Source organism: Streptomyces sp. NBC_00986 (assembly GCF_045162565.1).
GTDB lineage: Bacteria > Actinomycetota > Actinomycetes > Streptomycetales > Streptomycetaceae > Streptomyces.
Genome location: NZ_CP108733.1, coordinates 9000682 through 9027500 on the forward strand (window position 1 = coordinate 9000682; position 26819 = coordinate 9027500).

A 26819-nucleotide genomic window follows, 5' to 3' on the forward strand; every position below is an offset into this window, starting at 1 on the left:
GTACGAGGTTATACGCCCTGACTGACAGAGCTCATATTGAAGTCGGGCACCCGCAGCGCGGGCATCGCAGCCCTAGTGAACCAGTCGCTCCATTCCCTCGGCAGCGTCTTTTCCGTCCGCCCCGCCTCGGTCGCCCGCCCCAGCAGATCCACCGGCGACTCGTTGAACCGGAAGTTGTTCACCTCGCCCGCCACCTCGCCGTTCTCGACGAGGTAGACGCCGTCCCGGGTCAGCCCGGTCAGCAGCAGCGTCGCCGGGTCGACCTCGCGGATGTACCAGAGGCAGGTCAGCAGCAGCCCGCGCTCGGTGTTCGCGACCATCTCCTCCAGGGAACGGTCCTCGCCGCCGCTCAGGATCAGGTTGTCGATCGACGGCGCGACCGGCAGCCCGGTCAGCCCCGCGCTGTGCCGACTGGTCAGCAGGTGCTGCAACTCGCCCTCACACACCCAGTCGGTGGCGGTCAGCGGCAGCCCGTTGTCGAAGACCGACTGGTCGCCCCCGGAGGTGTGCGCGAGCACGAACGGGGCGGATTCCAGGCCCGGTTCGTTCGGGTCGCTGCGCAGGGTCAGGGGCAGCTCGGTGAGCCGCTCGCCCACGCGCGTGCCGCCGCCGGGCTTGGAGAACACCGTGCGCCCTTCGACCGCGTCCCGGCCCGACGCCGACCACATCTGGTAGATCAGCAGATCCGCGACCGCGGTCGGCGGCAGCAGCGTCTCGTACCGGCCCGCGGGCAGCTGGATCTTCCGCTCCGCCCAGCCCAGTCGTACGGCCAACTCGGCGTCCAGCGCGGCCGGGTCGACGTCCTTGAAGTCCCGGGTCGAGCGGCCGGCCCAGGCCGAGCGCGTACGGTCCGGGGACTTGGCGTTCAGCTCCAGCGTGCCGTTCGGCTGGTCGTGGCGCAGGCGCAGGCCCGTCGACGTACCCAGGTAGCTGGAGACCAGCTCGTGGTAGGCGAAGCCGTACAGCTCGCGACCGCCCGCACGCGCGCGTGCGAACGATTCGCCGAGCGCCGGCGCGAAGTCGGCGAACACCGTGGAGGACGTCTCACTGGGCCCGTCCGTGAAGTCGGGCGACTGGGGTACGTCCGTGACGAGCGGCTGCGCGTCCTCGGCGGGCTCGGCCCCGCGCGCGGCGGCCTCGGCGGCCCGCACCAGCGGCTCCAGTTCCTCCGGGGTGACGGCCGACCGGGACACGACCCCCGAGGCCGTGCCCTCCTTGCCGTCGACGGTCGCGATGACGGTGAGCGTGCGCCCGCGCGTGACGCCGTTCGTGGTCAGCGCGTTGCCCGCCCAGCGGAGGTTGGCGGTCGACTGCTCGTCGGCGATGACGACACAGCCGTCGGCCCGCGACAGTTCGAGGGCACGCTCGACGATCTCGTGCGGCTTGTTCGTACGAGGACTCATCGACCGGCCTCCTGCGTGGTGTTGAGGATGTTGACGCCCGTGAAGAGGGCCGACGGGCAGCCGTGCGAGACCGAGGCGACCTGGCCCGGCTGGGCCTTGCCGCAGTTGAAGGCGCCGCCCAGGACGTAGGTCTGCGGACCGCCGACGGCCGCCATGGACCCCCAGAAGTCGGTGGTCGTCGCCTGGTACGCGACGTCCCGCAGCTGTCCGGTGATCCGCCCGTTCTCGATCCTGAAGAACCGCTGTCCGGTGAACTGGAAGTTGTAGCGCTGCATGTCGATCGACCACGACCGGTCGCCGACCACGTAGATCCCGCGGTCGACCCCGCCGATCAGATCCTCCGTGGACAGCCCCGCCGGGTCCGGCTGCAACGACACGTTGGCCATGCGCTGCACCGGCACATGCCCGGGGGAGTCGGCGTACGCGCAGCCGTTGGAACGCTCGAAGCCGGTCAACCTGGCGATGCGGCGGTCGAGTTGGTAGCCCACCAGGGTGCCGTCCTTGACGAGGTCCCAGGACTGGCCCTCGACGCCCTCGTCGTCGTAGCCGATGGTCGCGAGGCCGTGCTCGGCGGTGCGGTCGCCGGTGACGTTCATCCGCTCGGAGCCGTACTTCAGTTTGTTGAGCTTGTCGAAGGTGGCGAAGGACGTGCCGGCGTAGGCGGCCTCGTAGCCGAGCGCGCGGTCCAGTTCGGTGGCGTGGCCGATGGACTCGTGGATCGTCAGCCAGAGGTTGGACGGGTCGACGACGAGGTCGTACAGGCCCGCCTCGACGCTCGGCGCCCGCATCTTCTCCGCGAGCAGCTCGGGGATCCGCTCCAGCTCCTCGTCCCAGTCCCAGCCGGTGCCCGTCAGGTACTCCCAACCGCGGCCCACGGGCGGCGCGATCGTGCGCATGGAGTCGAACTCACCGCTCGACTCGTCGACCGACACCGCGTTCAACTGCGGGTGCAGCCGGACCCGCTGCTGCGTGGTCACCGTCCCCGCGGTGTCGGCGTAGAACTTGTTCTCGTGCACGGTGAGCAGCGACGCGTCCACGTGGTTGACACCGTCCGCCGCGAGCAGCCGGGCGCTCCAGTCCGCCAGCAGCCCCGCCTTCTCCTCGTCGGGCACCGAGAACGGATCGATCTCGTACGACGAGATCCACGTCCGCTCCTCGTGCACGGGCTCGGCGGCCAGCTCGACCCGCTCGTCCGACCCGGCCGCCTTGATCACCTGGGCGGAGAGCTTCGCCATCGCCACCGCCTGCGAGGCGACCTTGGCGGCGGCGTCCAGGCTCAGGTCCACGCCCGACGCGAACCCCCAGGTGCCGCCGTGCACGACCCGCACCGCGTACCCGAGGTCGGTGGTGTCCGACGTACCGGCGGGCCGGGCGTCCCGCAGCCGCCAGGACGCGCTGCGCACCCGCTCGAACCGGAAGTCCGCGTGCTCGGCGCCGAGCGCACGCGCGCGTGCCAGCGCGGCGTCGGCCAAGGCGCGTAGCGGAAGTGCCGTGAAGGCTTCGTCGATGGAATGAGGCACGGAGGTCTCCCTGCTGTCGTGGCCTGTCGGGTCCGATCATGTCGCGCGAGCGGGTGCGGGGACCACACGTTTCCGCGCCGCGTCGGCCCTTTCTGTAGGGACCCGACAGCGAGTCCCGTAAGCCACTGTCGGTGCCCGATTGTCCGCCGGACGGGGCGGACCGATAGGTTTTCGATAAAGCCGCCTGTCAACCAGGTGTACCGGGCAGGCGTGCAGGACCGCTATCGAAAGGGTGATCCGTTGAGCCGCTCGGTTCTCGTCACCGGAGGCAACCGGGGCATCGGCCTCGCCATCGCCCGTGCGTTCGCCGACGCCGGCGACAAGGTCGCCATCACCTACCGCTCGGGAGAGCCGCCGGCCGGCTTCCTGGCCGTGAAGTGCGACATCACCGACTCCGAGCAGGTGGAGCAGGCCTACAAGGAGATCGAGGCCGAGCACGGCCCGGTCGAGGTCCTGATCGCCAACGCCGGCGTCACCAAGGACCAGCTCCTGATGCGCATGTCCGAGGAGGACTTCACCTCGGTCATCGACACGAACCTCACCGGCACCTTCCGCGTCGTCAAGCGCGCCAACCGCGCGATGCTGCGCGCCAAGAAGGGCCGCGTCGTGCTGATCTCGTCGGTCGTCGGCCTGATGGGCGGCCCCGGCCAGTCGAACTACGCCGCCTCCAAGGCCGCCCTGGTCGGCTTCGCGCGCTCCCTCGCCCGTGAGCTGGGCTCGCGCAACATCACCTTCAACGTCGTCGCGCCCGGCTTCGTCGACACCGACATGACCAAGGTGCTCACCGACGAGCAGCGCGAGGGCATCGTCAAGCAGGTGCCGCTCGGCCGTTACGCGCAGCCCGAGGAGATCGCCGCGACGGTGCGGTTCCTCGCCTCGGACGACGCCTCGTACATCACTGGAGCCGTCATCCCCGTAGACGGCGGACTGGGAATGGGTCACTGATCACCATGAGCGGAATTCTCGAGGGCAAGCGCGTCCTGATCTCCGGTGTGCTGCTGGAGTCCTCCATCGCCTTCCACGCCGCCAAGCAGGCCCAGGAGCAGGGCGCCGAGATCATCCTGACCGCGTTCCCGCGGCCCACGCTGACCGAGCGCATCGCCAAGAAGCTCCCCAAGCCCACCAAGGTCATCGAGCTCGACGTCACCAACGACGAGCACCTCGCGCGTCTCGCCGACGTCGTGGGCGAGGAGCTGGGCGGCCTCGACGGTGTCGTGCACTCCATCGGGTTCGCGCCGCCGGACGCGCTCGGCGGCAACTTCCTCAACACGCCGTTCGAGTCCGTCGCCACGGCGATGCACGTCTCGGCGTTCTCCCTGAAGTCGCTGACCATGGCCTGCCTGCCGCTGATGCAGAACGGCGGCTCGGTCGTCGGCCTCACCTTCGACGCGTCCTTCGCGTGGCCGCAGTACGACTGGATGGGCCCGGCCAAGGCCGCCCTGGAGGCCACCAGCCGCTACCTCGCCCGCGACCTGGGCAAGCAGAACATCCGCTGCAACCTCGTCTCCGCGGGCCCGCTCGGCTCGATGGCCGCCAAGTCCATCCCGGGCTTCAGCGAGCTGGCCTCCGTGTGGGACAACCGCTCCCCCCTGGAGTGGGACCTCAACGACCCGGAGCCGGCCGGCAAGGCCATCGTCGCCCTGCTGAGCGACTGGTTCCCGAAGACCACCGGCGAGATCGTCCACGTGGACGGCGGCCTGCACGCCATCGGAGCCTGACCTCCCGGCCAGGCCTCTCCTACGGCGTCGACGCCCCGTTTCCCGCACCGCGCGGGGAGCGGGGCGTCACCCGTTCGGCCCCTCCGGCCGGGCGGGGGCAGGGCACAACCGCGCACCCTGGATTACGCGTTCACCACGCGATTCCCTCCCCAGCACCGCCGAGGAGGTTTCCCTTGTGCGCCTGTCCCGCAGCCTGGCCTCAGTGACCGTCGCCGTAGCGCTCGTCATCTCCCTGGCGTACGAGGCGATGCCCCACGCACGCGTGGAGGCCCGAAAACCGGCCGCACCCCAGCTGTTCGGCGCCGACTGCCGCACCGCGGTCCACGGCTCGCACGTGATCGCGTACTGCCACAACCCGTACCCCCGGACCGACCGCGTCAGCCTGCACATCGAGTGCGACCGCTGGTGGGACATCGACAGCGACGGCATCGCGACCGACGCCGGACCGGCACAGACCGTACGGCTCACCGGCCGCTGCTGGGAGGACGTCCGCGCGGTGTGGGTCAGCCACCAGAAGCGGGCGAGCTGAGCCTCCCCGGGCGGCACATGAACGGATAGCCGGCGGCCTCCACCGCGGCCGCCCGCGCGTCACCCGCGCGGATCGCGTCCACCAGCCGCGTGTGGTCCATGTACGTCTCCGGAGTCAGCGCCTCGCCGACGTCCGCGCGCAGCCACTCCCGCAGCACCTCGCCGAGGTCGGCGTACATCGCCGTCATGACGTCGTTGTGGGAGGCCGCCACGACGGCCATGTGCAGGGTCGCGTCGGCCGTCACGAAGGCCTCCGTGTCGCCCGACGCCCAGGCCTCCTCACGCCGTACGAGGAGGGCGTCCAGCTGCTTGAGGTCCTTCTCGGTGCGCCGCTCGGCCGCCAGTTGCGCCGCCGACGACTCCAGGGTGGAGCGCAGTTCGGCGATGTGCCGGGGGTCGGCGTCCGCGAAGCGGCGGTGCATCACGCCGGCCAGTTCGCTCGTCGCCACGACGTACGTACCGGAGCCCTGGCGGATGTCCAGCAGGCCGTTGTGCGCGAGCGCGCGGACGGCCTCGCGGACCGTGTTGCGGGCGACCCCGAGCTGCTCGACCAGCTCCGGCTCGGTCGGGATCCGGGAGCCGACCGGCCACTCGCCCGAGGTGATCTGGTTCCGCAGCGCGGCGATGACCTGCTCGGACAGCACCGAACGACGGGGATGGCTCAGGGGCATGGCACACCTTCGCATGTGCGGGGCGGGAGCGGGCCACCCGGGGATGGACAACCAATCATCCCATCATTCTATGATGGGCGGCATGGCAAGCGAGGAAACCCGGACACTGAAGTCCACGACGAACGTCAGCGGCAACGTCGGCAGCTCCGCCGCGAGCGACTCCCCGGCGCGGACAGGAGAGCGGACCGGGAGGCAGACCGGGGAGCAGACCGGGGAGCAGACCGGGAAAGCGTCCACGCGCGCGTGGACGACCCGTCTGTTCGCCGTCGGCATCGTGCTGGCCGCGCTGAACCTCCGCCCCGCCATCACCAGCCTCGGCGCCCTCCTCGAAGAGGTCCGCGACGGGCTCGGCATGAGCGGCAGCGTCGCCGGACTGCTCACCTCCGTGCCCCCACTGTGCTTCGCCCTCTTCGGCGTCATGGCCCCGCGCCTCGCCCGCCGCTTCGGCCCCGCCGCGGTGGTCTGCGCGGGCATGGTCCTCATCACCGCGGGCCTGCTCGTACGGCCCTACATAGGCGGCACGACCGGCTTCCTGATCGGCAGCGCGCTCGCGCTCATGGGCATCGCGGTCAGCAACGTCCTGATGCCGGTGATCGTCAAGCGCTGGTTCCCCGACCGGGTCGGCTCGATGACCGGCCTGTACTCGATGGCCCTGGCCCTCGGAACGGCGTCCGCCGCCGCGGTCACCGTGCCCATCACCGATGCCCTGGGCGGCAGTTGGCGCTCCGGCCTCGCCGTGTGGGCAGCGCTGGCCGCCGCGGCCGTACTGCCGTGGATCGCTCTCGTACGACACCGGGGGGCGTCCTCCGGACCGGAGGCATCCGGGGAACGGTCCTCCCGCGCGCGGGAGGCCGAGCAGGTGCAGCCGGTGCTGCGGATCACCCGTAGCCGTACCGCATGGGCGCTCGCCGTGTTCTTCGGGCTCCAGGCCACCGCCGCGTACATCACGATGGGGTGGATGGCGCAGATCTTCCGGGACGCGGGGGTCTCCGCGGGCACCGCCGGGCTGCTGCTGGCCGTCACCATGGTGATGGGCGTGCCGCTGGCCTTCGTCATCCCGCGGCTGGCCACCCGGCTGCCCCGGCAGGGCCCGATCGTGATCGCCCTCGGTGTCTGCGGTCTCGTCGGATACGCGGGCCTGTACCTCGCGCCGGCCGGTGGCGCGTGGGCCTGGGCGGTACTGCTCGGCATCGCCAACTGCTCCTTCCCGCTGGCCCTGACGATGGTCGGGATGCGGGCCAGGACGGGTGCGGGCGTCGCCCAGCTGTCGGCCTTCGCGCAGAGCACCGGGTATCTGATCTCCATCCCGGGGCCGCTCCTGGTCGGTGTGCTCTACCAGCACAGCGGCGGCTGGGGACTGCCGATCGCCCTCATGGCCGGCCTGATGGTCCCGCAGATGGCCGTGGGCGTCCTCGCGGGCCGCAACCGCACGGTGGAGGACGAGGCGGCCCGCTGAGTCCGCCCGGGCCCCTGCCGACGTCACCCCGCACGACCTCACCCCGGCGGATCCGGTGCGGACGAAGGGTGCGAGACTGGCCGTATGCCAGTGCTCGACCCGAACCCTCAGAACGGCCAGCGGAAGATGCTCATCGTCTTCGGCTCGTTCTTCGCCATCTTCATCGTCATCGCCATCATCGCGACCATCGCGTCGCCGTGACCGTGCGCCCCTGAACGTGCCTCCGCGGGCCGATGGTGGGGTTGTCCCCACCATCCCCTAGGGGGTGAGGCTCAGGGTCAAGTGGGTGGATCTCCGGATGGGTTGGGGGCCGCGCGTTCCGTAACTTCGAGGTGTGACCGCGAGAAGCGGATCGCGGACCACTCGGAGACCAGCGGAGGCATCCATGTCGGCCCCTACGCACACCCGGCCCCTCCCGGCGACCACGGGCGGCGTCGACATCAGGCTGCCGTGGTGGGCCCTCGCCCTGCCGGCGCTCGCGTTCGGCGTGCTGCTCGTGATGATGCTCAACCCGACGGACGCGCAAGCGGCGGCCTCGGACCCGATGATCACCCATCTGTTCGAGCGCGTGCAGCAGCTCATAGCCCGCTGAGCACCCGCTGAGCACCTGCGGAGCGGCGCCGTCAACTCCCTGCGCCCCATGGCCTGTTTCATGCGAAGCTGGATCCCATGAGCGTCGCAGAATCCCGCAGGATTGTCCTCTTCCGGCATGCGAAAGCCGACTGGCCCGAGGTGACCGATCACGAGCGACCGCTCGCTGAGCGCGGTCGCCTGGACGCGGCCACCGCCGGAAGCAGGCTGGCCGACACCGGCATCCCCTTCGATCTGGCCCTCTGCTCCACCGCGGTCCGGACCCGGGAGACCTGGAAGCTCGCCGTCCACGAACTCGCGCACCGGCCGAAAACCGTCTACGAGGAGCGGCTCTACGAGGCCTCTCCGGGCGAGCTGATCGCGGTGCTGAACGAGACGCCGGACGACGCGCGGAACGTGATCCTCGTCGGCCACAACCCGAGCGTGCAGGGCCTGGCGGAGATCCTCCCTGGAGCGGACACCAGCGCTGACACCGGTGCCGAGACCGGTACGGACACCGGTGCAGGCAGCGGCGAGGCCCGTGAGTGGCTGAAGCAGCGGGGGTTCGCGGCCGCCGGTTTCGCCGTGCTGTCCTTCACCGGTTCCTGGAAGTCGCTGGAGCCGGGTGTGGCCACACTGGACGACTACTGGGCGCCGTCGGAGTAGTCCACGTGTCCAAGTAGTCGGAACTGACCGTGTACGACAGGGGGCCCGGCACCGTGTGGTGCCGGGCCCCCGAAGGCAGTGGAGGTCCTGGTCAGTCCTCGTCGTGGGTGTCCGCGGCCTCGACCTCTTCGCGGGTGACGCCCAGCAGGTACAGCACGGTGTCGAGGAACGGCACGTTCACCGCGGTGTGCGCGGCCTGCCGTACGACCGGCTTCGCGTTGAAGGCGACACCGAGACCGGCCGCGTTGAGCATGTCCAGGTCGTTGGCGCCGTCGCCGATCGCCACGGTCTGCGCGAGCGGTACGCCCGCCTCGGCGGCGAAGCGGCGCAGCAGCCGTGCCTTGCCCGCGCGGTCGACGATCTCGCCGGTGACCTTGCCGGTCAGCTTGCCGTCGGTGATCTCCAGAGTGTTGGCCTGGGCGAAGTCGAGCCCGAGCCGGTCCTTGAGGTCGTCGGTGACCTGGGTGAACCCGCCTGACACGACGCCGACTTGGTAGCCGAGGCGCTTGAGCGTACGGATGAGGGTGCGGGCGCCCGGCGTCAGGCGTACCTCGCTGCGCACCTTGTCGACGACCGAGGCGTCCAGCCCCTTCAGCAACGCCACACGCGCGTGCAGCGACTGCTCGAAGTCCAGCTCCCCGCGCATCGCGGCGGCGGTGACCTCGGCGACCTCGTCCTCGCAGCCGGCGTGTGCGGCGAAGAGTTCGATGACCTCGTCCTGGATGAGCGTGGAGTCGACGTCCATGACGACGAGACGCTGGGCCCGCCGGTGCAGCCCCGCCGCCACGACGGCGATGTCGACGCCGAACGTCGCCGCGTGCGTGACGAGGGCGGTGCGCAGGGGCTCGGTCTCCACGCCGGACACCGCGAACTCGACCGCTGTCACGGGGTACTTGGCGAGCCGGAAGATTCGGTCGATGTTGCCGCCGGCCTTGGTGATACGGGCGGCGATCGCGGCGGTGGACTCCGCGGTGAGGGGGTGGCCGAGGACGGTCACGAGTGAACGGCCCAGTCCACGCGGCCGGTTGTCGCCGAGGCCGGAGATGATCTCGGCCTGCATCTTCATCGACTCGGCCCAGCTGTGCACGGTGGCCCGCAGATCCCCTTCGAGCCCGGCGGACGGCGGCGTCACGAGTGCGCACAGCACCATCCGGCCACGCGTGACGACCTGCTCGATGTCGACCACGTCGACGGAGTAGGCGGCGAGGGTGTCGAAGAGTCCGGCCGTGATGCCCGGCCTGTCCTTGCCGAAGATCTTGACGAGGAGAGTGGGGACGTCAGAGGTCTGCGAAGCGCTCATGGTGTACCCACCGTATCCGGCACGGAGTGCCTTATGCCGCAGAGGTCCGCCCAGCGGACACGGAACAGTGGGTGTCGGGTCGGTGGCGCGAATCTTACGGAGCGATCACGGAGGGGCGGGGTGGTGGTCTGGAGTGAGCCAAGGGTGGTCTGGAGTGGGCTGAGGGGCGGTCAGGAGGTGTGTTGATGTGATCGCGGTGAGGTGGAGTGCCGATCAGGAGTCGGCTGGTCGTTGGGCGAGGGGTGACTGGTGGGGGGCCGGATGCGGGGGATACGTCCGGACGGGTGGGGCGCCGGGTACGGGGCCGTTGGTCCACGGGGCGCCGATACCCGCACGCTGCGCGGCACCGCCCACGGCACTCCCGGCGCAGGGCAGGGTCCGCCGGGTATCTAGGCCGTTGGTTGATGGGGGCGCGGCCACCCGCACGCTGCGCGGCACCGCCCACGACTCACCCGGCGCAGGGCACGGTCCGCCGGGTATCCGGGCCGTTTGCCTATGAGGGCGCCCCTACTCGCACGCTGCCCGACGCCACCTACGGCTCACCCGGTGCGGGGCAGGCCGCGCCGGGCGCTGAAGAGGGCTCACTCGACGTGGATGTGGATCACCGTCGGCCCTTGGGCTTCCCCGGAGGGGGCGGCGCCGGTGGCGGGGGAGGAGGTTGCTGCCCACCGTCCGAGTCGCCCTCCGGCCAGTCCCGTGAACGTGACCCGGGCCGACGCCGAGGCGGCCGGGACGGGGGCTCGTAGGACTGGGCCATGGTCGGAGCGCCGTACATGTCGGCGGGCGGCGAAGGGATGCCGGGCGGCTGCGGGCCGTCGTGGGGGCGAGTGCCGTCGTCCGGCGGGACGGCTCCGGCCGGCTGCGAGCTCCCGGAGTACGGACCGACTCCACCGGCCCCTACGGCTCCGGGCCCCGGGTCGGCCCCGAACTGCCCTGCGTTTCCCGGAGGTTGAGGGGCACGACCGGGCCGTGAGCCTCCGCCGGGCGGCCGACCACCTTCCTGCGGTGACCGCGCATTGGGCGGCCATGCGACCTCCGTCGGCGATCCGGCGTCCGGTGGCCAGGCTGGTCCGCGGGGCCGGGGCCTGCCGCCGGGGCCCGCGCCTTCCGGCGGTTGCGCGGCACTTGAGCCCTGTGGGCCTCCGCCAGGCGGCCGACCGCCTCCCTGAGGTGACCCCGCATCCGGCGGCCACCCAGGTCCACCGGACCAAACCCCACCACCCGGCCCTGCATCGCCAGTCCCCGAACCACCAGGTCCCGAGCCACCGGGCCCCGCACCACCAGATCCCGCCCCCCTGGACCTCGCCTCACCCCTCTGCCCCGGCGACTTCCCACCGGGCCAAGCCCTACCAGGCGGCGACGGCCGACCGTCCTCCGGTTGCCGTAGCTCATCCGGCAGTTGCAGATACGGGTTGGTCGCAGGGTTCGGCGCGCGGTAAGGCGAACTCGGCACGTAGGGACCCGGGTCCCCGGCGTTCTCCGGATGCCCTGCCTGTCCCGCACCGCCCGCAGCCTGCGCATGCTCCGGATACCCCGGCCGCCCCGGCGCCCAGGCATCCGACCCCGACCCTGAACCCGTCCCAGTCCTCGACCCCGGATCCGGACCCGGCGTCCCCAAGTCACCCCGTGCCAACCGCGATGCCTGCCTCCCCGCAGCCCCGGTCGCGTACGCGAGGAGCCCCCCGACGCCCCCCGCCCCCGCACCCCACACCGCGCCCAGCACCAACGCCATGCCCAGATGCCCGTGCAGCTCGATCCCCGCGCCGAACGCGTCGAACCCCAGTACCGACAGCGACGCATCCACCGACACATCCGTCAGCCAGGCCAGCAACGGCAACGTCAGCGCGGTGACGACCCCCAGGCGAACAGCACACCGCCCGGCAAAACCGAGAGCACTCCCGCGACCCCCCGCACCACCACTGGCGGAGCCACCCCCCGCCCCCGCTCCCAAGGGCGTCCGCACCGCCGTCAACACCCCCGCCAGCAACATCATCAATGCCGCCGCAACCCCCAACAGCCAAACCCGGCCGTCCAGTTCGGCCAGTCGCCCCAACGTCACCGGCTGGTCGGACTTCACGCTCAGGAGGTCGTCGAGGGGGTGGGGGAGGAGCTTCGCGAGTTCGCCCGTTGCCCTGCCGTCCCAGGGGACGAAGAGGCCGATCGGGATGCCGAGCCAGACTCCGTTGGGGGCGCCCAACAGCGCCGCGCCCGCGATGCGTTTCGGGTGGTCGTCGCCGATCGCCGCGTACGCCGCCGCCGCGAGGCCCGCCGCCACCGCGACCAGCAGGACAGTGACGAGGGCGGACGCGGCCGGGCGTACGACGCGGTGGACGGGCTCCCAGCCACGGGGGAGGGGGGTGCGGCGCGAGGCCAGCAGGGCGATCAGGAGGATGCCCGCCGACCAGGCCAGACCGCCCAGCAGCGTCGGTGCCGTGTCGACCGTGAAGCCGACCGCCGCCTTCGCCTTGACCAGGTCGCTGATCTTGCCCGGGAGCAGCCCGCCGATGTCACCGATGTCGCCCAGGCCGGGGATGTTCACCCCGCCGCCGCTACCGCCGCCGCCCGTCAGTTTGTCCAGGCCCAGCTTGCTGCCGTCGATCGTGATGACGTCGTGGCCCGCCCAGGCCAGCCCGCCCAGCATCGCCACGAAGAGCGCGATCACCGAGCCCGCGCGCGCGAGGAGTTCGGCCGGGGAGATCACAACTCCGGCCGCCCGCAAGGACCGTAGGAAGAAGTACGACAGCAGGAGGGCGCCCACCAGGCTCACGCCCAGCGGGGTGATCGTGACGGCTGTGGTCGCCTGGGCGCCGGTCAGGCCGAAGGCCGACACGTCGCCGGTCGGGGTGACCGAACCGCCCGCTCCCAGGGCCACAACTGCCGCTGTCATCGGGCCGAGTGAGCCCGTCGCGTCGGCGCCCAGCAGGTGCAGGCCGAGCGCGGCCGTGCCCGCCATGCCTATGAGCGCCCAACTCACCGCTGCGATCGCGGACAGCAGGACATCGATCCAGGGCACCCTCGTGTCGTAGTTCGCCGTCCTGACACTCGTCGCTGAGCTCATGGCAGACCCCCCGATCCGCGGCGCGGTGCGGACACCACGCATGTCCCCCTCGCGTGGATTACCACTCTCCGGGCCGGTTTCCACCCCGTCAACGGAACCGACGGAAGCGTACGGACGTGGTCTTCACAAGGCCCGACTTTCGGTCAGGGGGTGCAGCCTGAAATAGTTCCCGACGATGTTCGCCATCCCTAGACTCCCTGTGATGGGGGTAACTCGGGGGACTACTCAGTGGGGCATGGAGTGCCGGAACTCGTACTGGAATTGAATGGACGGACCTGGACGCTCGACGCGTCCAGGTCCTACACCCTCGGACGTGATCCGCAGGGGGACGTCGTGGTCGACGACGCCAGGGTCTCCTGGCGGCACGCCACGATCAGCTGGGGCGGCCGGAGTTGGGTCATCGACGACCACGGCAGCACCAACGGCACGTTCGTGCAGGGCCAACGCATCCATCAGATGGAGATCGGCCCCGGCTCGTCCGTGTACCTGGGCAACGCGACCGACGGCCCGCGCCTGAACCTGTCCGGCGCCGCGGCGGCCGTCGCGACCCCGCAGGCCCAGCCGCAGCAACAGCCGTACGCCGCACAGGGCGCGGGCCCCGGCTGGGCGCAGCAGGCACCGCCGCAGCAGGCCCCGGCGCAGACGCCTGAGCAGCAGCGTTACCAGCCGCCGGCGGCCGCCGCGAACATTCCGCCGCAGCAGGGATCCGGCGTCGGCGCGGGGGCGCCGTCGGTCTACGGCGACCGCAGCCCGACCACGTTCCACCAGTTCTCGCTGGGCCGCGTGATGCGCATCGGCCGTGCGCTGGAGAACGAGTTGGTGGTCTCCGACCTCCAAGTCTCGCGCCACCACGCCGAGTTCCACGCGACGCCCGACGGCCGCTTCGAGATCCGTGACCTCGGCTCGCACAACGGCACGTACGTCAACGGCCAGCCGATCACCAAGGGCGGCTCCGCGCTGCTCGGCCCGAACGACATCGTCGGCGTCGGCCACTCCACGTTCCGCCTGGTCGGGGACCGGCTCGAGGAGTTCGTCGACACCGGTGAAGTCTCCTTCTCCGCACGGCACTTGACCGTCGAGGTCGACGGCGGCAAGCAGATCCTCAAGGACGTCTCCTTCGGCGTACCGGAGAAGTCGCTGATCGCGGTCATCGGCCCGTCCGGCTCCGGCAAGTCGACCCTGCTCAAGGCGCTCACCGGCTACCGGCCCGCCAACCAGGGCGACGTCCTCTACGACAACCGGAACCTCTACAAGCAGTTCGCCGAGCTGCGCCAGCGCATCGGCCTGGTCCCGCAGGACGACATCCTGCACAAGGAACTGACCGTCAAGAAGGCCCTCAAGTACGCGGCCAAGCTGCGCTTCCCCGCCGACACCACCGGCGCCGAGCGTGAGGCCCGTATCGACGAGGTGCTGCGCGAGCTGAAGCTCGACATCCACAAAGAGAAGAAGATCACCTCCCTGTCCGGCGGCCAGCGCAAGCGCGTCTCGGTGGCCCTGGAACTCCTCACCAAGCCCTCGCTGATCTTCCTGGACGAGCCCACCTCGGGCCTGGACCCGGGCATGGACCGCGATGTCATGCAGCTGCTGCGCGGCCTCGCCGACGACGGCCGCACGGTCCTCGTCGTCACCCACTCCGTGGCCGAACTGGCGATCTGCGACAAGCTGTTGGTGATGGCACCGGGCGGCAGCGTCGCCTACTTCGGGCCGCCCGAGGAAGCACTGAACTTCTTCGGCTACGACACCTGGGCCGACGTCTTCTCCGCCTTCGAGAACTACCGCGACTACGACTGGGCGGGCCGCTGGAAGGGCTCGCAGCACTACCAGATGTACGCAGCGGACATCGACGCGATCGCACCGCAGTCCGTACAGATGCCGCCGATGCAGGCGATGAAGCCGCCGAAGCCGCAGGGCTGGATGTCGCAGTTCGTCACGCTGGTGCGCCGCTATGTCGCGGTGATCGCCTCCGACAAGGGCTTCCTGGCGCTGATGGTGATCCTGCCGGGCGTCCTGGGCGCGGTGAGCCTGCTCATCGACTCGGGCAACAGCCTGCTGCCCAACCCGGCCCGGGCGAACGGCACCATCATCCCGAACGGCACGGCCACCACGGTCCTGCTGATCCTCGCGGTCGGCGCCTGCTTCGCCGGCGCGGCCAACTCCGTCCGTGAGCTGATCAAGGAACGGGTCATCTACGAACGGGAGCGCGCCACCGGCCTGTCCCGTTCCGCGTATCTGATGTCCAAGGTGTTCGTGCTCGGTGTGATCACCGCGCTGCAGGGCCTGATGGTCGGTGTCATCGGCTTCGCCAGCCGCGAGATCCCCAAGCAGGGCCTGGTCCTCGGCAGCCAGACCATGTTCGAGCTCTGCATCCCGATCATGGGCCTCGGCTTCACCGCGATGATGTTCGGCCTGATCATCTCCTCGCTGGTGAAGACGGCCGAGAAGACCATGCCCCTGCTGGTCATGTTCGCGATCATCCAGGTCGTGTTCACCGGCTGCCTGTTCACCCTGAACGGCGCGGTCGGCGTCAACCAGTTCTCGTACCTGATGCCGTCGCGCTGGGCGGTCGGCGCCGCGGGCGCCACGCTGGACTTCAACAAGATCAGCCCGCCCAAGCCCGGCGACGCCACCGACCCGCTGTGGGAGCACACCGTCGGCGCCTGGGGCATGGACATGGCCGCCCTGATCGCCCTCGGCGTGATCTGCGGCTTCTTCGTGGCCCGCTTCCTGCGCCGCCACGAGCCCGAGGTCATGCGCAAGTAGTTCTTCCCGTACGACGCCGAAGGGCGGCACCCCTCACACGGGTGCCGCCCTTCGGCGTCGATACCGAGACCCAGAGGTCCGCCGGAGGCCTCAGTACGCGTCTCAGTACGCGCTGTTGACGTTGTCGATCGAGCCGTACCGGTCGGCCGCGTAGTTCGCCGCGGCGGTGATGTTGGCGACCGGGTCGTAGATGTTCGTCGAGGTACCGGACACGTGGTACGCGTTGAACGTCGGCTGGATGACCTGGAGCAGACCGATCGACGGGGTGCCGTTGACCGCGTTGACGTCCCAGCCGTTGATCGCGCTGGGGTTGCCCGAGGACTCCCGCATGATGTTCTTGTACAGGCCGTTGTACGAGCCCGGGATGCCCTTCTGCTTCATGATCGCCAGGGCGTGGTTGATCCAGCCGTTGAGGTTGTTGGAGTACGTCGTCGCGGCGACGGGCTGGATCTTGACGCGCTCGGTGGAGCGGCTCGCGGCCTTCTTGGCCTTGCGCGCGGCCTCCGCCTTCTTCTTGGCGGCGGCTTCGGCGGCGGCCTTCTTCTTCGCGGCGGCGTCCGCCTTGGCCTTCGCCGCCTTCGCCTTGGCGTCGGCCTTGGCCTGGATCGCCTCGGTCTTCACACCGGCACCGGCGAGCTGGTCGGTGACGCTGGCCTTGACGCCCTTGATGGGCTCCGTGCTGTACGCGATCTTCGTCGAGGTCGCGGCGTCGCTCGTGGTCGTCCCCGCGTCGCTGGGCACCGCGGAGAAGGCGAGGGCGGCGGCACCGAGCGTGGCGACACCGGCGAGCGCGATCTTGTGCTGCTTCGTCAGCTTGGTCAGGCGACTATGACCAGGAGTGTTCGAGTTCTTGGGCATGGCGGATGGACCTCTTCGAATTGCGCGGAGGTCGCTCACCGTCCGGCGGGGGACGCGGGTGCTTCCGGCACAAACGCCGCGGAGGAGATCCGCGGCGCTGAGCGACGGCTGCAATTCTTAGCGGCCGCAAAAACCCCTGGCAAAGGTGTGACGTACGATCCCGGGTAGTTGACCGGTCCAGGGCAAAACGGGACAGACGGGACCGTCTGTCCCGCTCAAGTGGGGCGCCCATATCTCCTATGTCCGTTAGTACGTGATCTGCGCCCTATGTGCGGGCTCACATCGACCGCACACCAACCTCACCCGCAGTTGCGGGAGCAACGCACCGAGTGAGGACCCTCCTCCGGGAGGATGAGATGCACGTCCCCGAACTCGTGCCACAGGTAGAGCCCGCGCAGCGCCTCCTCATAACTGCGGCCTACGGCGGCCCGCCCGGCGACCGCCTCCAGCATCAGCAGATGCGAGGCCTCGGGCTCGTGCAGCCCCGTCAGTAGCCCGTCCACGACCCGTACGCCCCGCTCCGGGGTCACGACGAGATCCGTCCACCCAGCACGCGCGCGTACGACCCCGTCGGCGCCGGCGGCGGACTCGACGGCCCGCACAGCGGTGGTCCCGACCGCGATGACCCGCCCGTCCCCGGCCCGGGCCGCGTTGATCAACCGGGCCGACACCTCCGACACCGCGAACCGCTCCGGATACGGCGGCTCGTGCACCTCGGCCGAGGCCACGCCGGTGTGGAGGGTGATCGGCGCGAACTGAACTCCCCGACTCACCAGCTCCGCCACCAACCGCGCCGTGAAGGGCCGAGCCGCACTGGGCATCTCCGCACTGCCCGTCCCGTCCTCCGTGGGCAGCGAGAACACCGTCTGGTAGACGGAGAGCGGCTGATCGCGCTCCGTATAGGAGTAACGGATGGGCCGCCCATGCTCCCGGAGCAGCGCGGGCACGCTCGACACCGGCGCTCCAGGCCCGCACGTCCCGAAGTCCGGCGACTCCGCCCCGGGCACGTCCGGACCCACTCCTTCCGGCTCCGCGGCACTCGTCCAGGGCACGGCCGGCCTGGGCACTCCTTGCCCCGAGGCTTCCGTCCCCGGGACTTCAGCCCTCGGCGCCCCAGGCTCCGGTGCTCGGGGGGCCGACACCCGCACCCCCGACACCCGCCCCCACCACAACCGCTCACCCCGCCCGCTCAGCGGCTCCTCCAGGACCAGCCGCACCCCCTCGGGCAGCCGCACCTCCACGCCGGCCGGGCCGCCCGCACGCGCGCGTGTGGTGCCCTTCCCGTCCGGCTCCCGCAGCTCGACCGCCCACCGCCCGTCATCGCCCCGGGTGGAGAAATGCACCACCACGCGTGCGTGCCCGATCCACCCGTCCACCGCCGCGGCGAGCGTCCGCGACGTGTTCACGACCAGCAGATCCCCGGCCCGCAGCAGCCGCGGCAGCTCTACGAACGCGTGATGCGACACCTCGGTACCCCGCGACACGAGCAGTCGTACGGCATCCCGGTCGAGCCCGGGCCCGCGCTGTTCGACGGGTACGCGCGCGGACAGTTCCTCCGGGACCCGCACAGCCACGGTCATCGCTCCTCCAGGAGGGCCGGCGCACCGTACCGCCCGCTCGCGGGACGCTTGTCCAGCAGCCGTAGAAAGGCCGGCACCACGGAAGTCGGCGACGGCCGGGGATCGTCGTCGTCCGGTACCGCCGCCGCGTACAGGTCCGTGCCCATGTCCCCGGGGTCGACCGCCCAGACCCGCAGCCCGGGTTCCTCGGCGGCGAGCACGGCCGCGAGATGGTCGAGGGCCGCCTTGGACGCCCCGTAGCCGCCCCACGTCTCGTAGGTCTCGGCCGCCGCGTCCGAGCTGACCGCGATCACCGCACCCGCCCGCGAGGCCCGCAGCAGCGGCAGCGCCTCCTGGACCAGGCCCAGGGCGGCCACCACGTTCACCTCCAGCGCCCGCCGCAACCCGTCCAGGGTCAGCTCCTCAAGACGTACGAGCGGCTCGGCGCCCAGCGCGCTCGCGTTGCTGACGAGCAGGTCGACGCCGCCCAGCTTCCCCGCCGCGGCCACCAGCTCGGCCCGGTGCGCGGCGTCCGTGACGTCCCCGGGAACGGCCTCCACGCGCGTGCCGTACGTGGCGACGGCCTCCGCGGTCTCCCTCAGTACGTCCTCGGTCCTGGCGTCGAGCACCAGGTCCCAGCCGCGCGCGGCCAGGGCCTCGGCGAGTGCCCGCCCCAGTCCCTTGGACGCCCCCGTGATGATCGCTACCGACATGACACACACGTCCCCTCGTCCACTACGCCTCCATCGGCGTGCCCCCAACGTAGGAACGGGACCGCCCCCGCCGCGTCGGACCCGGGCCGCATCCGCCGGGGCCCTTCGCCCTAGGTCCACCGGACCAGAAGACGGCCGTCACCGGCCCGATCCGCACTGTCACACCCCGCCGGTACCGTGAGGACATGAGTCAAGGTCCACGGTCCGGCCTCGCGGCGGTGAGTTCCGCGCTGCTGGCCATGAGCAGGCATCTCGAGGTGCGCGACGTCCTCAAGACGATCGTCGCCTCGGCCCGCGAGCTGCTCGACGCCCAGTACGCCGCGCTCGGCGTCCCCGACGACCACGGCGGCTTCGCCCAGTTCGTGGTCGACGGCGTCAGCGACGCCCAGTGGAAGGCCATCGGCCCGCTCCCGCGTCAGCACGGCATCCTCGCCGCGATGCTGCACGAGGCCAAGGCCGAGCGCCTCGCCGACGTCCGCAAGGACCCGCGCTTCGAGGGCTGGCCCTCGGCCCACCCCGACATGTCCGACTTCCTGGGCCTGCCCATCCGCGACGACGACGAGGTCATCGGCGCGCTGTTCCTCGCCAACAAGAACTGCCCCAAGCGGGACGGCAGTTGCGGCTTCACCGAGGAGGACGAGGAGCTGCTCTCGATCCTCGCCCAGCACGCGGCCATCGCCCTCACCAACGCCCGCCTGTACGAGCGCAGCCGCGAGCTGACCATCGCCGAGGAACGCTCCCGCCTGGCACACGAACTGCACGACGCGGTGGCCCAGAAGCTGTTCTCGCTCCGCCTCACCGCGCAGGCCGCCGCCACCCTCGTGGACCGCGACCCGTCCCGCGCGAAGGGCGAACTCCAGCAGGTGGCCGCGCTCGCCGCCGAGGCAGCCGACGAACTCCGAGCAGCAGTGGTCGAGTTGCGCCCCGCAGCCCTCGACGAGGACGGACTCATCGCCACCCTCCGCACTCAGATCCAGGTCCTCGACCGCGCCCACACCGCGCGCGTGACCTTCACGGGCCGCGGCTTCCGCGCCCTGCCCGCGGCCCAGGAGGAGGCCATGCTCCGCGTCGCCCAGGAGGCCCTGCACAACGCACTGCGGCACTCCGGCGCGGAGCACGTCGCCGTGACCCTGGCCCGACACGGCTGCGGGGCGGTCCTACGGATCACCGACGACGGCACCGGCTTCGAACCCCAGTCGATCCGCCGCGCCGGACGCCACCTGGGCCTGGTCTCCATGCGCGACCGGACGAACGGCGTCGGCGGCACGCTGACCGTGGAATCGGCGCCCGGAAAGGGCACCACGATCGAGATGGAGGTCCCCGGTGGCTGACCCAATCAAGGTGCTCATCGTCGACGACCACCAGGTCGTCCGCCGGGGCCTGCGCACCTTCCTGGAGGTGCAGGACGACATCGAGGTCGTCGGCGAGGCGGCCGACGGCGCCGAAGGAGTCGCCCGCACCGAGGAGTTGAAGCCCGACGTCGTCCTCATGGACGTCAAGATGCCGGGCATGGACGGCATCGACGCGCTGCGCAGACTCCGCGAACTCGACCACCCCGCGCGCGTGTTGATCGTCACCTCCTTCACCGAACAGCGCACGGTGATACCCGCCCTGCGCGCGGGCGCCGCCGGATACGTCTACAAGGACGTGGACCCGGACGCCCTGGCCGGCGCCATCCGTTCCGTGCACGCGGGCCACATCCTGCTCCAACCCGAGGTCGCCGGCGTCCTGTTGTCCCAGGAGGAGTCCAACTCGGGGCAGGGGAGAGGCGGTTCGCTCACGGAGCGGGAGCGCGAGGTGCTCGGCCTGATCGCCGACGGCCGCTCCAACCGCGAGATAGCCCGCGCCCTGGTGCTCTCCGAGAAGACGGTCAAGACCCACGTCTCGAACATCCTGATGAAACTCGACCTGGCGGACCGCACACAGGCGGCCCTGTTCGCCGTACGCCACGGTCTGACCAGGTGAGCGGTGTCGCAGTGGGGGCGTGACGGCAACACGGAGCGTCCCGTTCCGGGCTGAGATTCATACCGTCGTGGGAATGTCCCCCGAATGGCGCATCCTTCGTGGATCTCCGCCGTTCTCCAGTGCGTGCCGCGGCGCCTGCCGCGGTGATCGCTAGGAGGGCTCAGAAGTGAAGAACCTGAAGAAGGCAGCGGCCGTGACGATGGTGGCCGGCGGGCTGGTAGCCGCCGGTGCCGGGCTGGCCTCCGCCGACGGTCTGGCGAACGGCCAGGCCGCCGGTTCGCCCGGCGTCGGCTCGGGCAACGTCATCCAGGTCCCGGTGCACGTCCCGGTCAACGCGGTCGGCAACAGCGTGAACGTCATCGGCGTCCTGAACCCCGCCTTCGGCAACCTGGGCGTCAACAGCTGACGCACGTCGCTCCGCGACAGTGACCTCCGGCCTCCCAGGGCGCTCCCTGGGAGGCCGGTCTGCTCGTCACCTGGTCACCTGGTCGGCTTGTCGCGCCAATGATCCGAACGGGCAGTCAAACGCGGATGTCCGTGCCGTTCCCGCCGTTCCGTGCGTTGATCAGCGCACGACCCGCGGCCGGGTCGGTCACGCAATCGCAGGAGGAACGCTTCCCATGAACATCGCCAAGAAGGCCGCTGTGGCCCTCACCGTCGCCGGTATCGCCGCCGGCGCCTCCGCCGGTGCCGCTTTCGCCGACGCCGGTGCCGACGGCGCGGCCGTGAAGTCCCCGGGTGTCGGTTCGGGCAACGCCGTCCAGGTCCCGGTCCACGTCCCGGTCAACGTCGTCGGCGACAGCGTCAACGTCATCGGCCTGCTGAACCCCGCGTTCGGCAACAAGGGCATCAACGACTGACGCCCGCAGCACTGAAGAGGGGCCCCACGAGTCAACGACGACTCGTGGGGCCCCTCTTTTTGGAGCAGAGGCCCGCATTGGTCAGCCCGTCCGGCAACCTCTCGACGCAGGCCGCACATACTCAGCCCGTCCGGCGTTTGAGGACGAGGCCCCTTCAGGGCCGATCGGGGGTCTGGGGGGGGCGGAGCCCCTAGCGGCGCCCACCCCACCACAGGGCACCCACGCAACGGAACATTCAGCGCACCCCCTTCTCCCGCTCCTCCACAACGGAGTTGTACGCCGCGACCTGCGCCCGCCGAGCCGTCCGCTCCACCGGCCGCAACGCCTCGGCCCGAGCCCCCATCTCGGACGCGCTCACCGCACCCCCGGGCCCGTTCTCGTAGGCCACGGACACCAGCAGCCCCACCCGCTGCGCCAGCTCCAGCACCCGCACCGCCCGCGGCGGATACCCCGGCGCCAACACCTCCCGCCCCCGCTCCGCCCGCGCGCGATACGCGTCGACCGCAGCCTCGGCCACCGGCCCCGACCCGGCGACATCGAGGCGCGACAACACCGCCGTGGCGTCCCGCAGCGCCTCCGCCAGCTCCCGCTCGGCCTCCCCGAGCGAGGGCACATCGGCGGGCGGCGCCTCCCGCACCGGCAGGCAGTGCCACACGACCTCGACATGGACGTCACCGGTGGGACCGGCCTCGTAGACCTCGGGGACGAGGCCGAGCGCGACGCCGTAGCAGATCACCGCCTCCTCGGCCTCCAGGGCGCGGGCGTTGAAGGCGGGCGGGCCGCTCAGGCCCAGTGGGTGTCCCGAGGTGGGCAGGGCCACCCGCAGGCCGGTCGCCCCGAGGGAGCGCAGCCGTCCCAGTGCGAGGGTGAGTCCGACGGGTGCCGACTCGCCCGGTAGTCCCTCCACCCGGTGCACGGCGTCCTCGCCCACGATGGCGAGTACGGCGTCGTCCGGCGAGACAAGTCCGGCCAACAGGGCATTTCCCCAGGCGGCGAGGCGCCCTGAGCGTGGTTCCGAAAGCATGGCGTCCACCCTAAGGACAGGACCGATGGAATGGACCGCCCGGCCGGTGGCGTAGATTTCTTCGAGGGCTGCGCCTACCGGCGCACGCGACAGCCGAGACAGGCCGACGATGCAATGGGAGACAGCGCGCTCATGAGCGATGTTCTGGAGCTGGAGGACGTAACCGTGGTCCGGGAGGGCCGGGCTCTGGTGGACCAGGTCTCCTGGTCGGTCAAGGAGGGCGAGCGCTGGGTCATCCTCGGTCCGAACGGCGCCGGCAAGACCACGCTCCTGAACGTCGCGTCCAGCTACCTGTTTCCCAGCAGCGGCACCGCCACCATCCTCGGCGAGACCCTCGGCAAGGTCGACGTCTTCGAACTGCGCCCCCGCATCGGCGTCGCCGGCATCGCCATGGCCGAGAAGCTTCCCAAGCGCCAGACCGTCCTCCAGACCGTCCTGACCGCGGCCTACGGCATGACCGCAGGCTGGAACGAGGACTACGAGGACGTCGACGAGCAGCGTGCCCGCGCCTTCCTCGACCGCCTCGGCATGAGCGACTACCTGGACCGCAAGTTCGGCACCCTGTCCGAGGGCGAGCGCAAGCGCACCCTCATCGCCCGCGCCCTGATGACCGACCCCGAGCTGCTCCTCCTCGACGAGCCCGCCGCCGGCCTCGACCTCGGCGGCCGCGAGGACCTCGTACGCCGGCTCGGCCGCCTCGCCCGCGACCCGATCGCCCCCTCCATGATCATGGTCACGCACCACGTCGAGGAGATCGCCCCCGGCTTCACCCACGTCCTGATGATCCGTCAGGGCAAGGTCCTCGCCGCGGGCCCGCTGGAGCTCGAACTCACCGCCCGCAACCTGTCGTTGTGCTTCGGTCTCCCGCTCATCGTCGAGCAGGTCGGCGACCGCTGGACCGCACACGGTCTCCCCATGGCCTGAACTGCCTTGTAAGAAGCGGGTGTAGGGACATATGCGCCCTGTCCGTGACGGGACCCGCAGCCCTACCATTGACCATGTGAACGACATCGGCGCATGGGTGTGGTGGCTCGTCGGCGCGGCGGCACTCGGGATTCCTCTCGTGGTGACCGCGATGCCGGAGTTCGGCATGTTCGCCGTGGGCGCCGTAGCCGCCGCGGGCACCGCCGGGATCGGCGGGGACCTCGTCGTCCAGGTCCTCGTCTTCGTCGTCGTCTCGGTCGCCCTCATCGCGGTCGTACGACCCATCGCGACCCGACACCGTTCGACACTGCCCCAACTCGCCACGGGCATCGATGCCTTGAAGGGCAAACAGGCCGTCGTCCTGGAGCGCGTCGACGGCTCCGGCGGCGGCCGGATCAAGCTGGCCGGAGAGATCTGGTCGGCCCGCTCGCTCGACGCCGACCGGGCCTATGAACCGGGCCAGGAGGTGGACGTCGTGGAGATCGAGGGAGCCACCGCGATCGTCATCTGACCTCGCAGGACTCAACTGAACCGAACAGCACACGAGTTGCGTGACGGTCTGACACACTCGACCAGCAAGATCTTCAACAACCATAAGATCTTCCGAAAGCGCCGAGGCGGAGAAGGGTACGGGGAGCACGATGGAACCGGTCATCATCGTCTTGATCATCCTGGTGGTGTTGGTCTTCATCGCTTTGATCAAGACGATCCAGGTCATCCCGCAGGCAAGTGCCGCGATCGTGGAGCGATTCGGTCGCTACACACGGACACTCAACGCGGGACTCAACATCGTCGTCCCGTTCATCGACACGATCCGCAACCGCATCGACCTGCGCGAACAGGTCGTACCGTTCCCGCCGCAGCCGGTGATCACCCAGGACAACCTGGTCGTCAACATCGACACGGTCATCTACTACCAGGTGACGGACGCGCGGGCCGCGACCTACGAAGTGGCCAGCTACATCCAGGCAATTGAGCAACTCACGGTCACCACGCTCCGCAACATCATCGGCGGCATGGACCTGGAGCGGACGCTGACCTCCCGCGAGGAGATCAACGCGGCCCTGCGCGGCGTCCTCGACGAGGCCACCGGCAAGTGGGGCATCCGCGTAAACCGCGTCGAACTCAAGGCAATTGAGCCCCCCACCTCCATCCAGGACTCGATGGAGAAGCAGATGCGCGCCGACCGTGACAAGCGCGCCGCGATCCTCACCGCGGAGGGCACGCGCCAGGCCGCGATCCTCACCGCCGAGGGTGAGAAGCAGTCCCAGATCCTGCGCGCCGAAGGTGAGGCCAAGGCCGCGGCCCTGCGCGCCGAAGGTGAAGCCCAGGCCGTCCGTACGGTCTTCGAGGCGATCCACGCGGGCGACGCCGACCAGAAGCTCCTCTCCTACCAGTACCTCCAGATGCTCCCGAAGATCGCCGAAGGCGACGCCAACAAGCTCTGGATCGTCCCCAGCGAGATCGGCGACGCCCTCAAGGGCCTCTCCGGCGCGATGGGCAACATGGGCCCGTTCGGCGGAGGTTCGGGCAACGACGGAGGCAACTCCGGCAACTCCGGCGGCAATTCGGAACGCCAACGCCGCGAGAAGCCGTCCATCGACTGACGGCCACTTCTGGACCTACGCCAATCCCCGCGCCCCTAAGGGGCGCGGGGAACTGCGCGATCAGCCACACACGACGCGCACCCGACGACCAACCACGCCCCTACGGCGCTCAGTTCAGGCAGCGTCCCGAGCCAACCAACCCGGCAGCGCTTCAAAATCCTCGGCCGCCAGCGCGAGCAACATCGCGTCGGCCGGCGTCGGCTCGAACGGATGCCGCAGCAACGGCATCCCCGCCTGCTCCGGAGTCCGCGCCGCCTTGCGGTGGTTGTCCTCCGCGCAGGACGCCACCGTGTTCAGCCAGGAGTCCTGACCGCCCTGCGCCCTCGGCACCACGTGGTCGACCGTCGTCGCCCGCCTGCCGCAGTACGCGCACCGGTGCCGGTCCCGGACCAGCACACCCCGCCTCGACCACGGAGCTTGTCTTCGGAACGGCACCCTGACATACCTGCACAACCGGATCACCCGGGGGACCGGTATATCGACCTCGGCTCCGCGCATACGCAGTTCGGGGTGGGCCTGCTCGACGACAGCCTTGTCCTGCAGCACCAGAACGACGGCTCGATTCAACGACACCGTCGACAGCGGCTCGAAGCTCGCGTTCAGCACCAGCGTGTCCCGCATCCAGCCCACCTCCCATGTGCAACCGGCCCACCGCGCGGCGGGCTTGGATCAACTCTGGCCGGGCACGCCGAGATGGACAACGCAATAAAAAATGCCCGCCCCTGATCAATTCCAAGACCAGAGGCGGGCAAACGTTCCATGAACGTCAGTCTTCGGCGGGAACCTCGTACTCACCGATCAGCTGGGCACGCGCCAGCGTGTGGAACCGCAGGTTGAAACCGACGACCGCGGGAGAAACGTCCGAGTCCGGACCAAGTTTCTCCGCATCCACGGCGTACACCGTGAACACATAACGGTGCGACCCGTCCCCGGGCGGCGGCGCGGCACCCCCGAAGTCCTTCGACCCGTAGTCGTTCCGCACCTGTACGGCGCCCTCCGGCAGCCCCTCGAATTTGCCGCTGCCCGCACCCTCAGGCAGCTCGGTCACCGAGGCCGGGATGTCGAACACCGTCCAGTGCCAGAACCCGCTCCCCGTAGGGGCGTCCGGGTCGTAGCAGGTCACGGCGAAGCTCTTGGTCTCGGGCGGGAAGCCCTCCCACCGCAGCTGCGGCGAGGTGTTGCCGGCCGCGTAGACCTGAGCGTCCTTGAGCGTGGCCCCCGGCTCGACGTCCTCACTCGTCACCGTGAACGACGGAACGGGCGGGTGGAAGTCATGGGGGAGCGGCCGCCGCTTGAGCTCGGTCACCTCGGTACCTCCTGATCGGTTTCTTCAGTGGATACCGAGCCTAGAACCAGTTCCGCTTGCTGCCGACCTCGGACAGCCATTGGTTGAGGTACGCCGCCCAGTCCGTGCCCTGGAAGTCGTGCAGACCTACCTGGAAGGACCGGAAGGTGTCACTGCCCTCGCTGAACAGACCCGGCTTCTTGTCCATCTCCAGGATGACGTCCATCGCGTTCTCATCGGCCACGAAGCTCAGCTCGACCTGGTTCAGCCCGCGGTACTGCGACGGCGGCTGGAACTCGATCTCCTGGTAGAACGGCAGCTTCTGCCGCGTGCCCCGGATGTGACCGCGCTCCATGTCCGCGTTCTTGAACCGG

Annotated in this window: 26 protein-coding genes and 1 pseudogene (1 of these 27 running past the window's edge); 15 read left to right on the forward strand and 12 right to left on the reverse strand. The window is 70.3% G+C overall.

All coding sequences use genetic code 11. From position 1 onward, the window contains the following. Positions 1-8: 8 nt before the first annotated feature. Positions 9-1403 (reverse strand): metallopeptidase TldD-related protein, encoded by a 1395-nt coding sequence (locus tag OG504_RS40435; RefSeq protein ID WP_405994233.1) that lies wholly within the window; start codon positions 1401-1403, stop codon positions 9-11. After that, positions 1400-2923: a TldD/PmbA family protein gene (locus tag OG504_RS40440; protein ID WP_405994234.1), complete on the reverse strand. Its 1524-nt coding sequence runs from the start codon at positions 2921-2923 to the stop codon at positions 1400-1402. Before OG504_RS40440 ends, OG504_RS40435 begins: the two co-directional genes overlap by 4 nt. A gap of 240 nt (positions 2924-3163) precedes the next feature. On the opposite strand from OG504_RS40440, the gene fabG reads away from it, so the two are divergent. The 3 genes from fabG (at position 3164) to OG504_RS40455 (ending at position 5170) form a co-directional block, all read left to right on the forward strand. Beyond that, the gene (gene fabG, locus OG504_RS40445) at positions 3164-3868 is read left to right on the forward strand and encodes a 3-oxoacyl-[acyl-carrier-protein] reductase (RefSeq protein WP_405994235.1); all 705 of its coding nucleotides are present in this window, start codon (positions 3164-3166) and stop codon (positions 3866-3868) included. 5 nt (positions 3869-3873) lie between these two features. Further along, positions 3874-4641, forward strand: a complete 768-nt coding sequence (gene fabI, locus OG504_RS40450; protein ID WP_124002436.1) for an enoyl-ACP reductase FabI — start codon at positions 3874-3876, stop codon at positions 4639-4641. 175 nt (positions 4642-4816) lie between these two features. After that, entirely contained in the window at positions 4817-5170 is a 354-nt protein-coding gene (locus tag OG504_RS40455; RefSeq protein WP_327405077.1) for a hypothetical protein, read from the forward strand. On the opposite strand, the gene OG504_RS40460 is transcribed toward OG504_RS40455, so the two are convergent. Next, entirely contained in the window at positions 5145-5840 is a 696-nt protein-coding gene (locus tag OG504_RS40460) for a FadR/GntR family transcriptional regulator (RefSeq protein ID WP_405994236.1), read from the reverse strand. The two genes, OG504_RS40455 and OG504_RS40460, sit on opposite strands and share 26 nt — an antisense overlap. 70 nt (positions 5841-5910) lie before the next feature. Between OG504_RS40460 and OG504_RS40465 the strand changes: the two genes are divergently transcribed. From OG504_RS40465 to OG504_RS40480, 4 genes are all read left to right on the forward strand, one after another. Then, complete coding sequence (locus tag OG504_RS40465) at positions 5911-7296, forward strand: CynX/NimT family MFS transporter (protein WP_405994237.1); 1386 nt, start codon at positions 5911-5913, stop codon at positions 7294-7296. A gap of 84 nt (positions 7297-7380) precedes the next feature. Continuing rightward, the gene (locus OG504_RS40470) at positions 7381-7497 is read left to right on the forward strand and encodes an SGM_5486 family transporter-associated protein (protein WP_019060691.1); all 117 of its coding nucleotides are present in this window, start codon (positions 7381-7383) and stop codon (positions 7495-7497) included. Positions 7498-7681: 184 nt separating this feature from the next. Beyond that, complete coding sequence (locus OG504_RS40475) at positions 7682-7888, forward strand: hypothetical protein (protein WP_405994238.1); 207 nt, start codon at positions 7682-7684, stop codon at positions 7886-7888. 77 nt (positions 7889-7965) lie between these two features. Then, positions 7966-8532 (forward strand): SixA phosphatase family protein, encoded by a 567-nt coding sequence (locus tag OG504_RS40480; protein WP_405994239.1) that lies wholly within the window; start codon positions 7966-7968, stop codon positions 8530-8532. 91 nt (positions 8533-8623) lie between these two features. On the opposite strand, the gene serB is transcribed toward OG504_RS40480, so the two are convergent. Together serB and OG504_RS40490 are read right to left on the reverse strand one after the other, a co-directional pair. Next, positions 8624-9832, reverse strand: a complete 1209-nt coding sequence (serB, locus tag OG504_RS40485) for a phosphoserine phosphatase SerB (RefSeq protein ID WP_405994240.1) — start codon at positions 9830-9832, stop codon at positions 8624-8626. 601 nt (positions 9833-10433) lie between these two features. Then, positions 10434-12890: a streptophobe family protein gene (locus OG504_RS40490; RefSeq protein ID WP_405994241.1), complete on the reverse strand. Its 2457-nt coding sequence runs from the start codon at positions 12888-12890 to the stop codon at positions 10434-10436. Between the two features lie 240 nt (positions 12891-13130). Here OG504_RS40490 and OG504_RS40495 point away from each other — a divergent pair, with 240 nt between their 5' ends. Beyond that, positions 13131-15650, forward strand: coding sequence for an FHA domain-containing protein (locus OG504_RS40495; RefSeq protein ID WP_405994242.1), 2520 nt, complete (start codon positions 13131-13133; stop codon positions 15648-15650). Positions 15651-15752: 102 nt separating this feature from the next. On the opposite strand, the gene OG504_RS40500 is transcribed toward OG504_RS40495, so the two are convergent. The 3 genes from OG504_RS40500 to OG504_RS40510 form a co-directional block, all read right to left on the reverse strand. Beyond that, positions 15753-16508 carry a transglycosylase SLT domain-containing protein gene (locus tag OG504_RS40500; RefSeq protein WP_405994243.1) on the reverse strand — a complete coding sequence of 252 codons (756 nt, stop codon included), beginning with the start codon at positions 16506-16508 and terminating at the stop codon, positions 15753-15755. A gap of 299 nt (positions 16509-16807) precedes the next feature. Next, entirely contained in the window at positions 16808-18088 is a 1281-nt protein-coding gene (locus OG504_RS40505) for an S-adenosylmethionine:tRNA ribosyltransferase-isomerase (protein WP_405994244.1), read from the reverse strand. Then, positions 18085-18780, reverse strand: a complete 696-nt coding sequence (locus OG504_RS40510) for an SDR family NAD(P)-dependent oxidoreductase (RefSeq protein ID WP_405994245.1) — start codon at positions 18778-18780, stop codon at positions 18085-18087. The genes OG504_RS40505 and OG504_RS40510 overlap by 4 nt, the downstream gene beginning before the upstream one ends. 185 nt (positions 18781-18965) lie before the next feature. Between OG504_RS40510 and OG504_RS40515 the strand changes: the two genes are divergently transcribed. From OG504_RS40515 to OG504_RS40530, 4 genes are all read left to right on the forward strand, one after another. Then, positions 18966-20111, forward strand: coding sequence for a GAF domain-containing sensor histidine kinase (locus OG504_RS40515; protein WP_390158376.1), 1146 nt, complete (start codon positions 18966-18968; stop codon positions 20109-20111). Next, complete coding sequence (locus tag OG504_RS40520; protein WP_329246968.1) at positions 20104-20745, forward strand: response regulator transcription factor; 642 nt, start codon at positions 20104-20106, stop codon at positions 20743-20745. Before OG504_RS40515 ends, OG504_RS40520 begins: the two co-directional genes overlap by 8 nt. 166 nt (positions 20746-20911) lie before the next feature. Further along, positions 20912-21151, forward strand: a complete 240-nt coding sequence (locus tag OG504_RS40525) for a chaplin (protein WP_033286424.1) — start codon at positions 20912-20914, stop codon at positions 21149-21151. 214 nt (positions 21152-21365) lie between these two features. Continuing rightward, positions 21366-21605: a chaplin family protein gene (locus OG504_RS40530; protein ID WP_033286425.1), complete on the forward strand. Its 240-nt coding sequence runs from the start codon at positions 21366-21368 to the stop codon at positions 21603-21605. A gap of 235 nt (positions 21606-21840) precedes the next feature. Here the strand turns inward: OG504_RS40530 and OG504_RS40535 are convergent, their stop codons facing one another. After that, entirely contained in the window at positions 21841-22629 is a 789-nt protein-coding gene (locus tag OG504_RS40535) for a hypothetical protein (RefSeq protein ID WP_405994246.1), read from the reverse strand. A 132-nt stretch (positions 22630-22761) separates the two neighbouring features. Here OG504_RS40535 and OG504_RS40540 point away from each other — a divergent pair. The 3 genes and pseudogenes from OG504_RS40540 to OG504_RS40550 all read left to right on the forward strand — a co-directional run. Next, a pseudogene (locus OG504_RS40540) lies at positions 22762-23286 on the forward strand (ABC transporter ATP-binding protein); the annotation flags it as partial. Positions 23287-23629: 343 nt separating this feature from the next. After that, on the forward strand, positions 23630-24064 hold the full coding sequence (locus tag OG504_RS40545) for an NfeD family protein (protein ID WP_033286428.1): 435 nt from the start codon (positions 23630-23632) through the stop codon (positions 24062-24064). A gap of 130 nt (positions 24065-24194) precedes the next feature. Next, on the forward strand, positions 24195-25160 hold the full coding sequence (locus OG504_RS40550) for an SPFH domain-containing protein (RefSeq protein ID WP_266767274.1): 966 nt from the start codon (positions 24195-24197) through the stop codon (positions 25158-25160). Positions 25161-25274: 114 nt separating this feature from the next. Here OG504_RS40550 and OG504_RS40555 read toward each other — a convergent pair whose 3' ends face one another. From OG504_RS40555 to OG504_RS40565, 3 genes are all read right to left on the reverse strand, one after another. Beyond that, the gene (locus OG504_RS40555; protein ID WP_405994247.1) at positions 25275-25781 is read right to left on the reverse strand and encodes an HNH endonuclease; all 507 of its coding nucleotides are present in this window, start codon (positions 25779-25781) and stop codon (positions 25275-25277) included. Between the two features lie 145 nt (positions 25782-25926). Next, entirely contained in the window at positions 25927-26466 is a 540-nt protein-coding gene (locus OG504_RS40560; protein WP_033286431.1) for a YbhB/YbcL family Raf kinase inhibitor-like protein, read from the reverse strand. A gap of 40 nt (positions 26467-26506) precedes the next feature. Next, positions 26507-26819, reverse strand: the end of a protein-coding gene (locus tag OG504_RS40565) for a sporulation protein (RefSeq protein ID WP_366494394.1). It continues 470 nt past the right edge of the window; 313 of the gene's 783 nt are visible here — the last part of the coding sequence; the start codon falls outside the window, past its right edge; it ends in the stop codon at positions 26507-26509.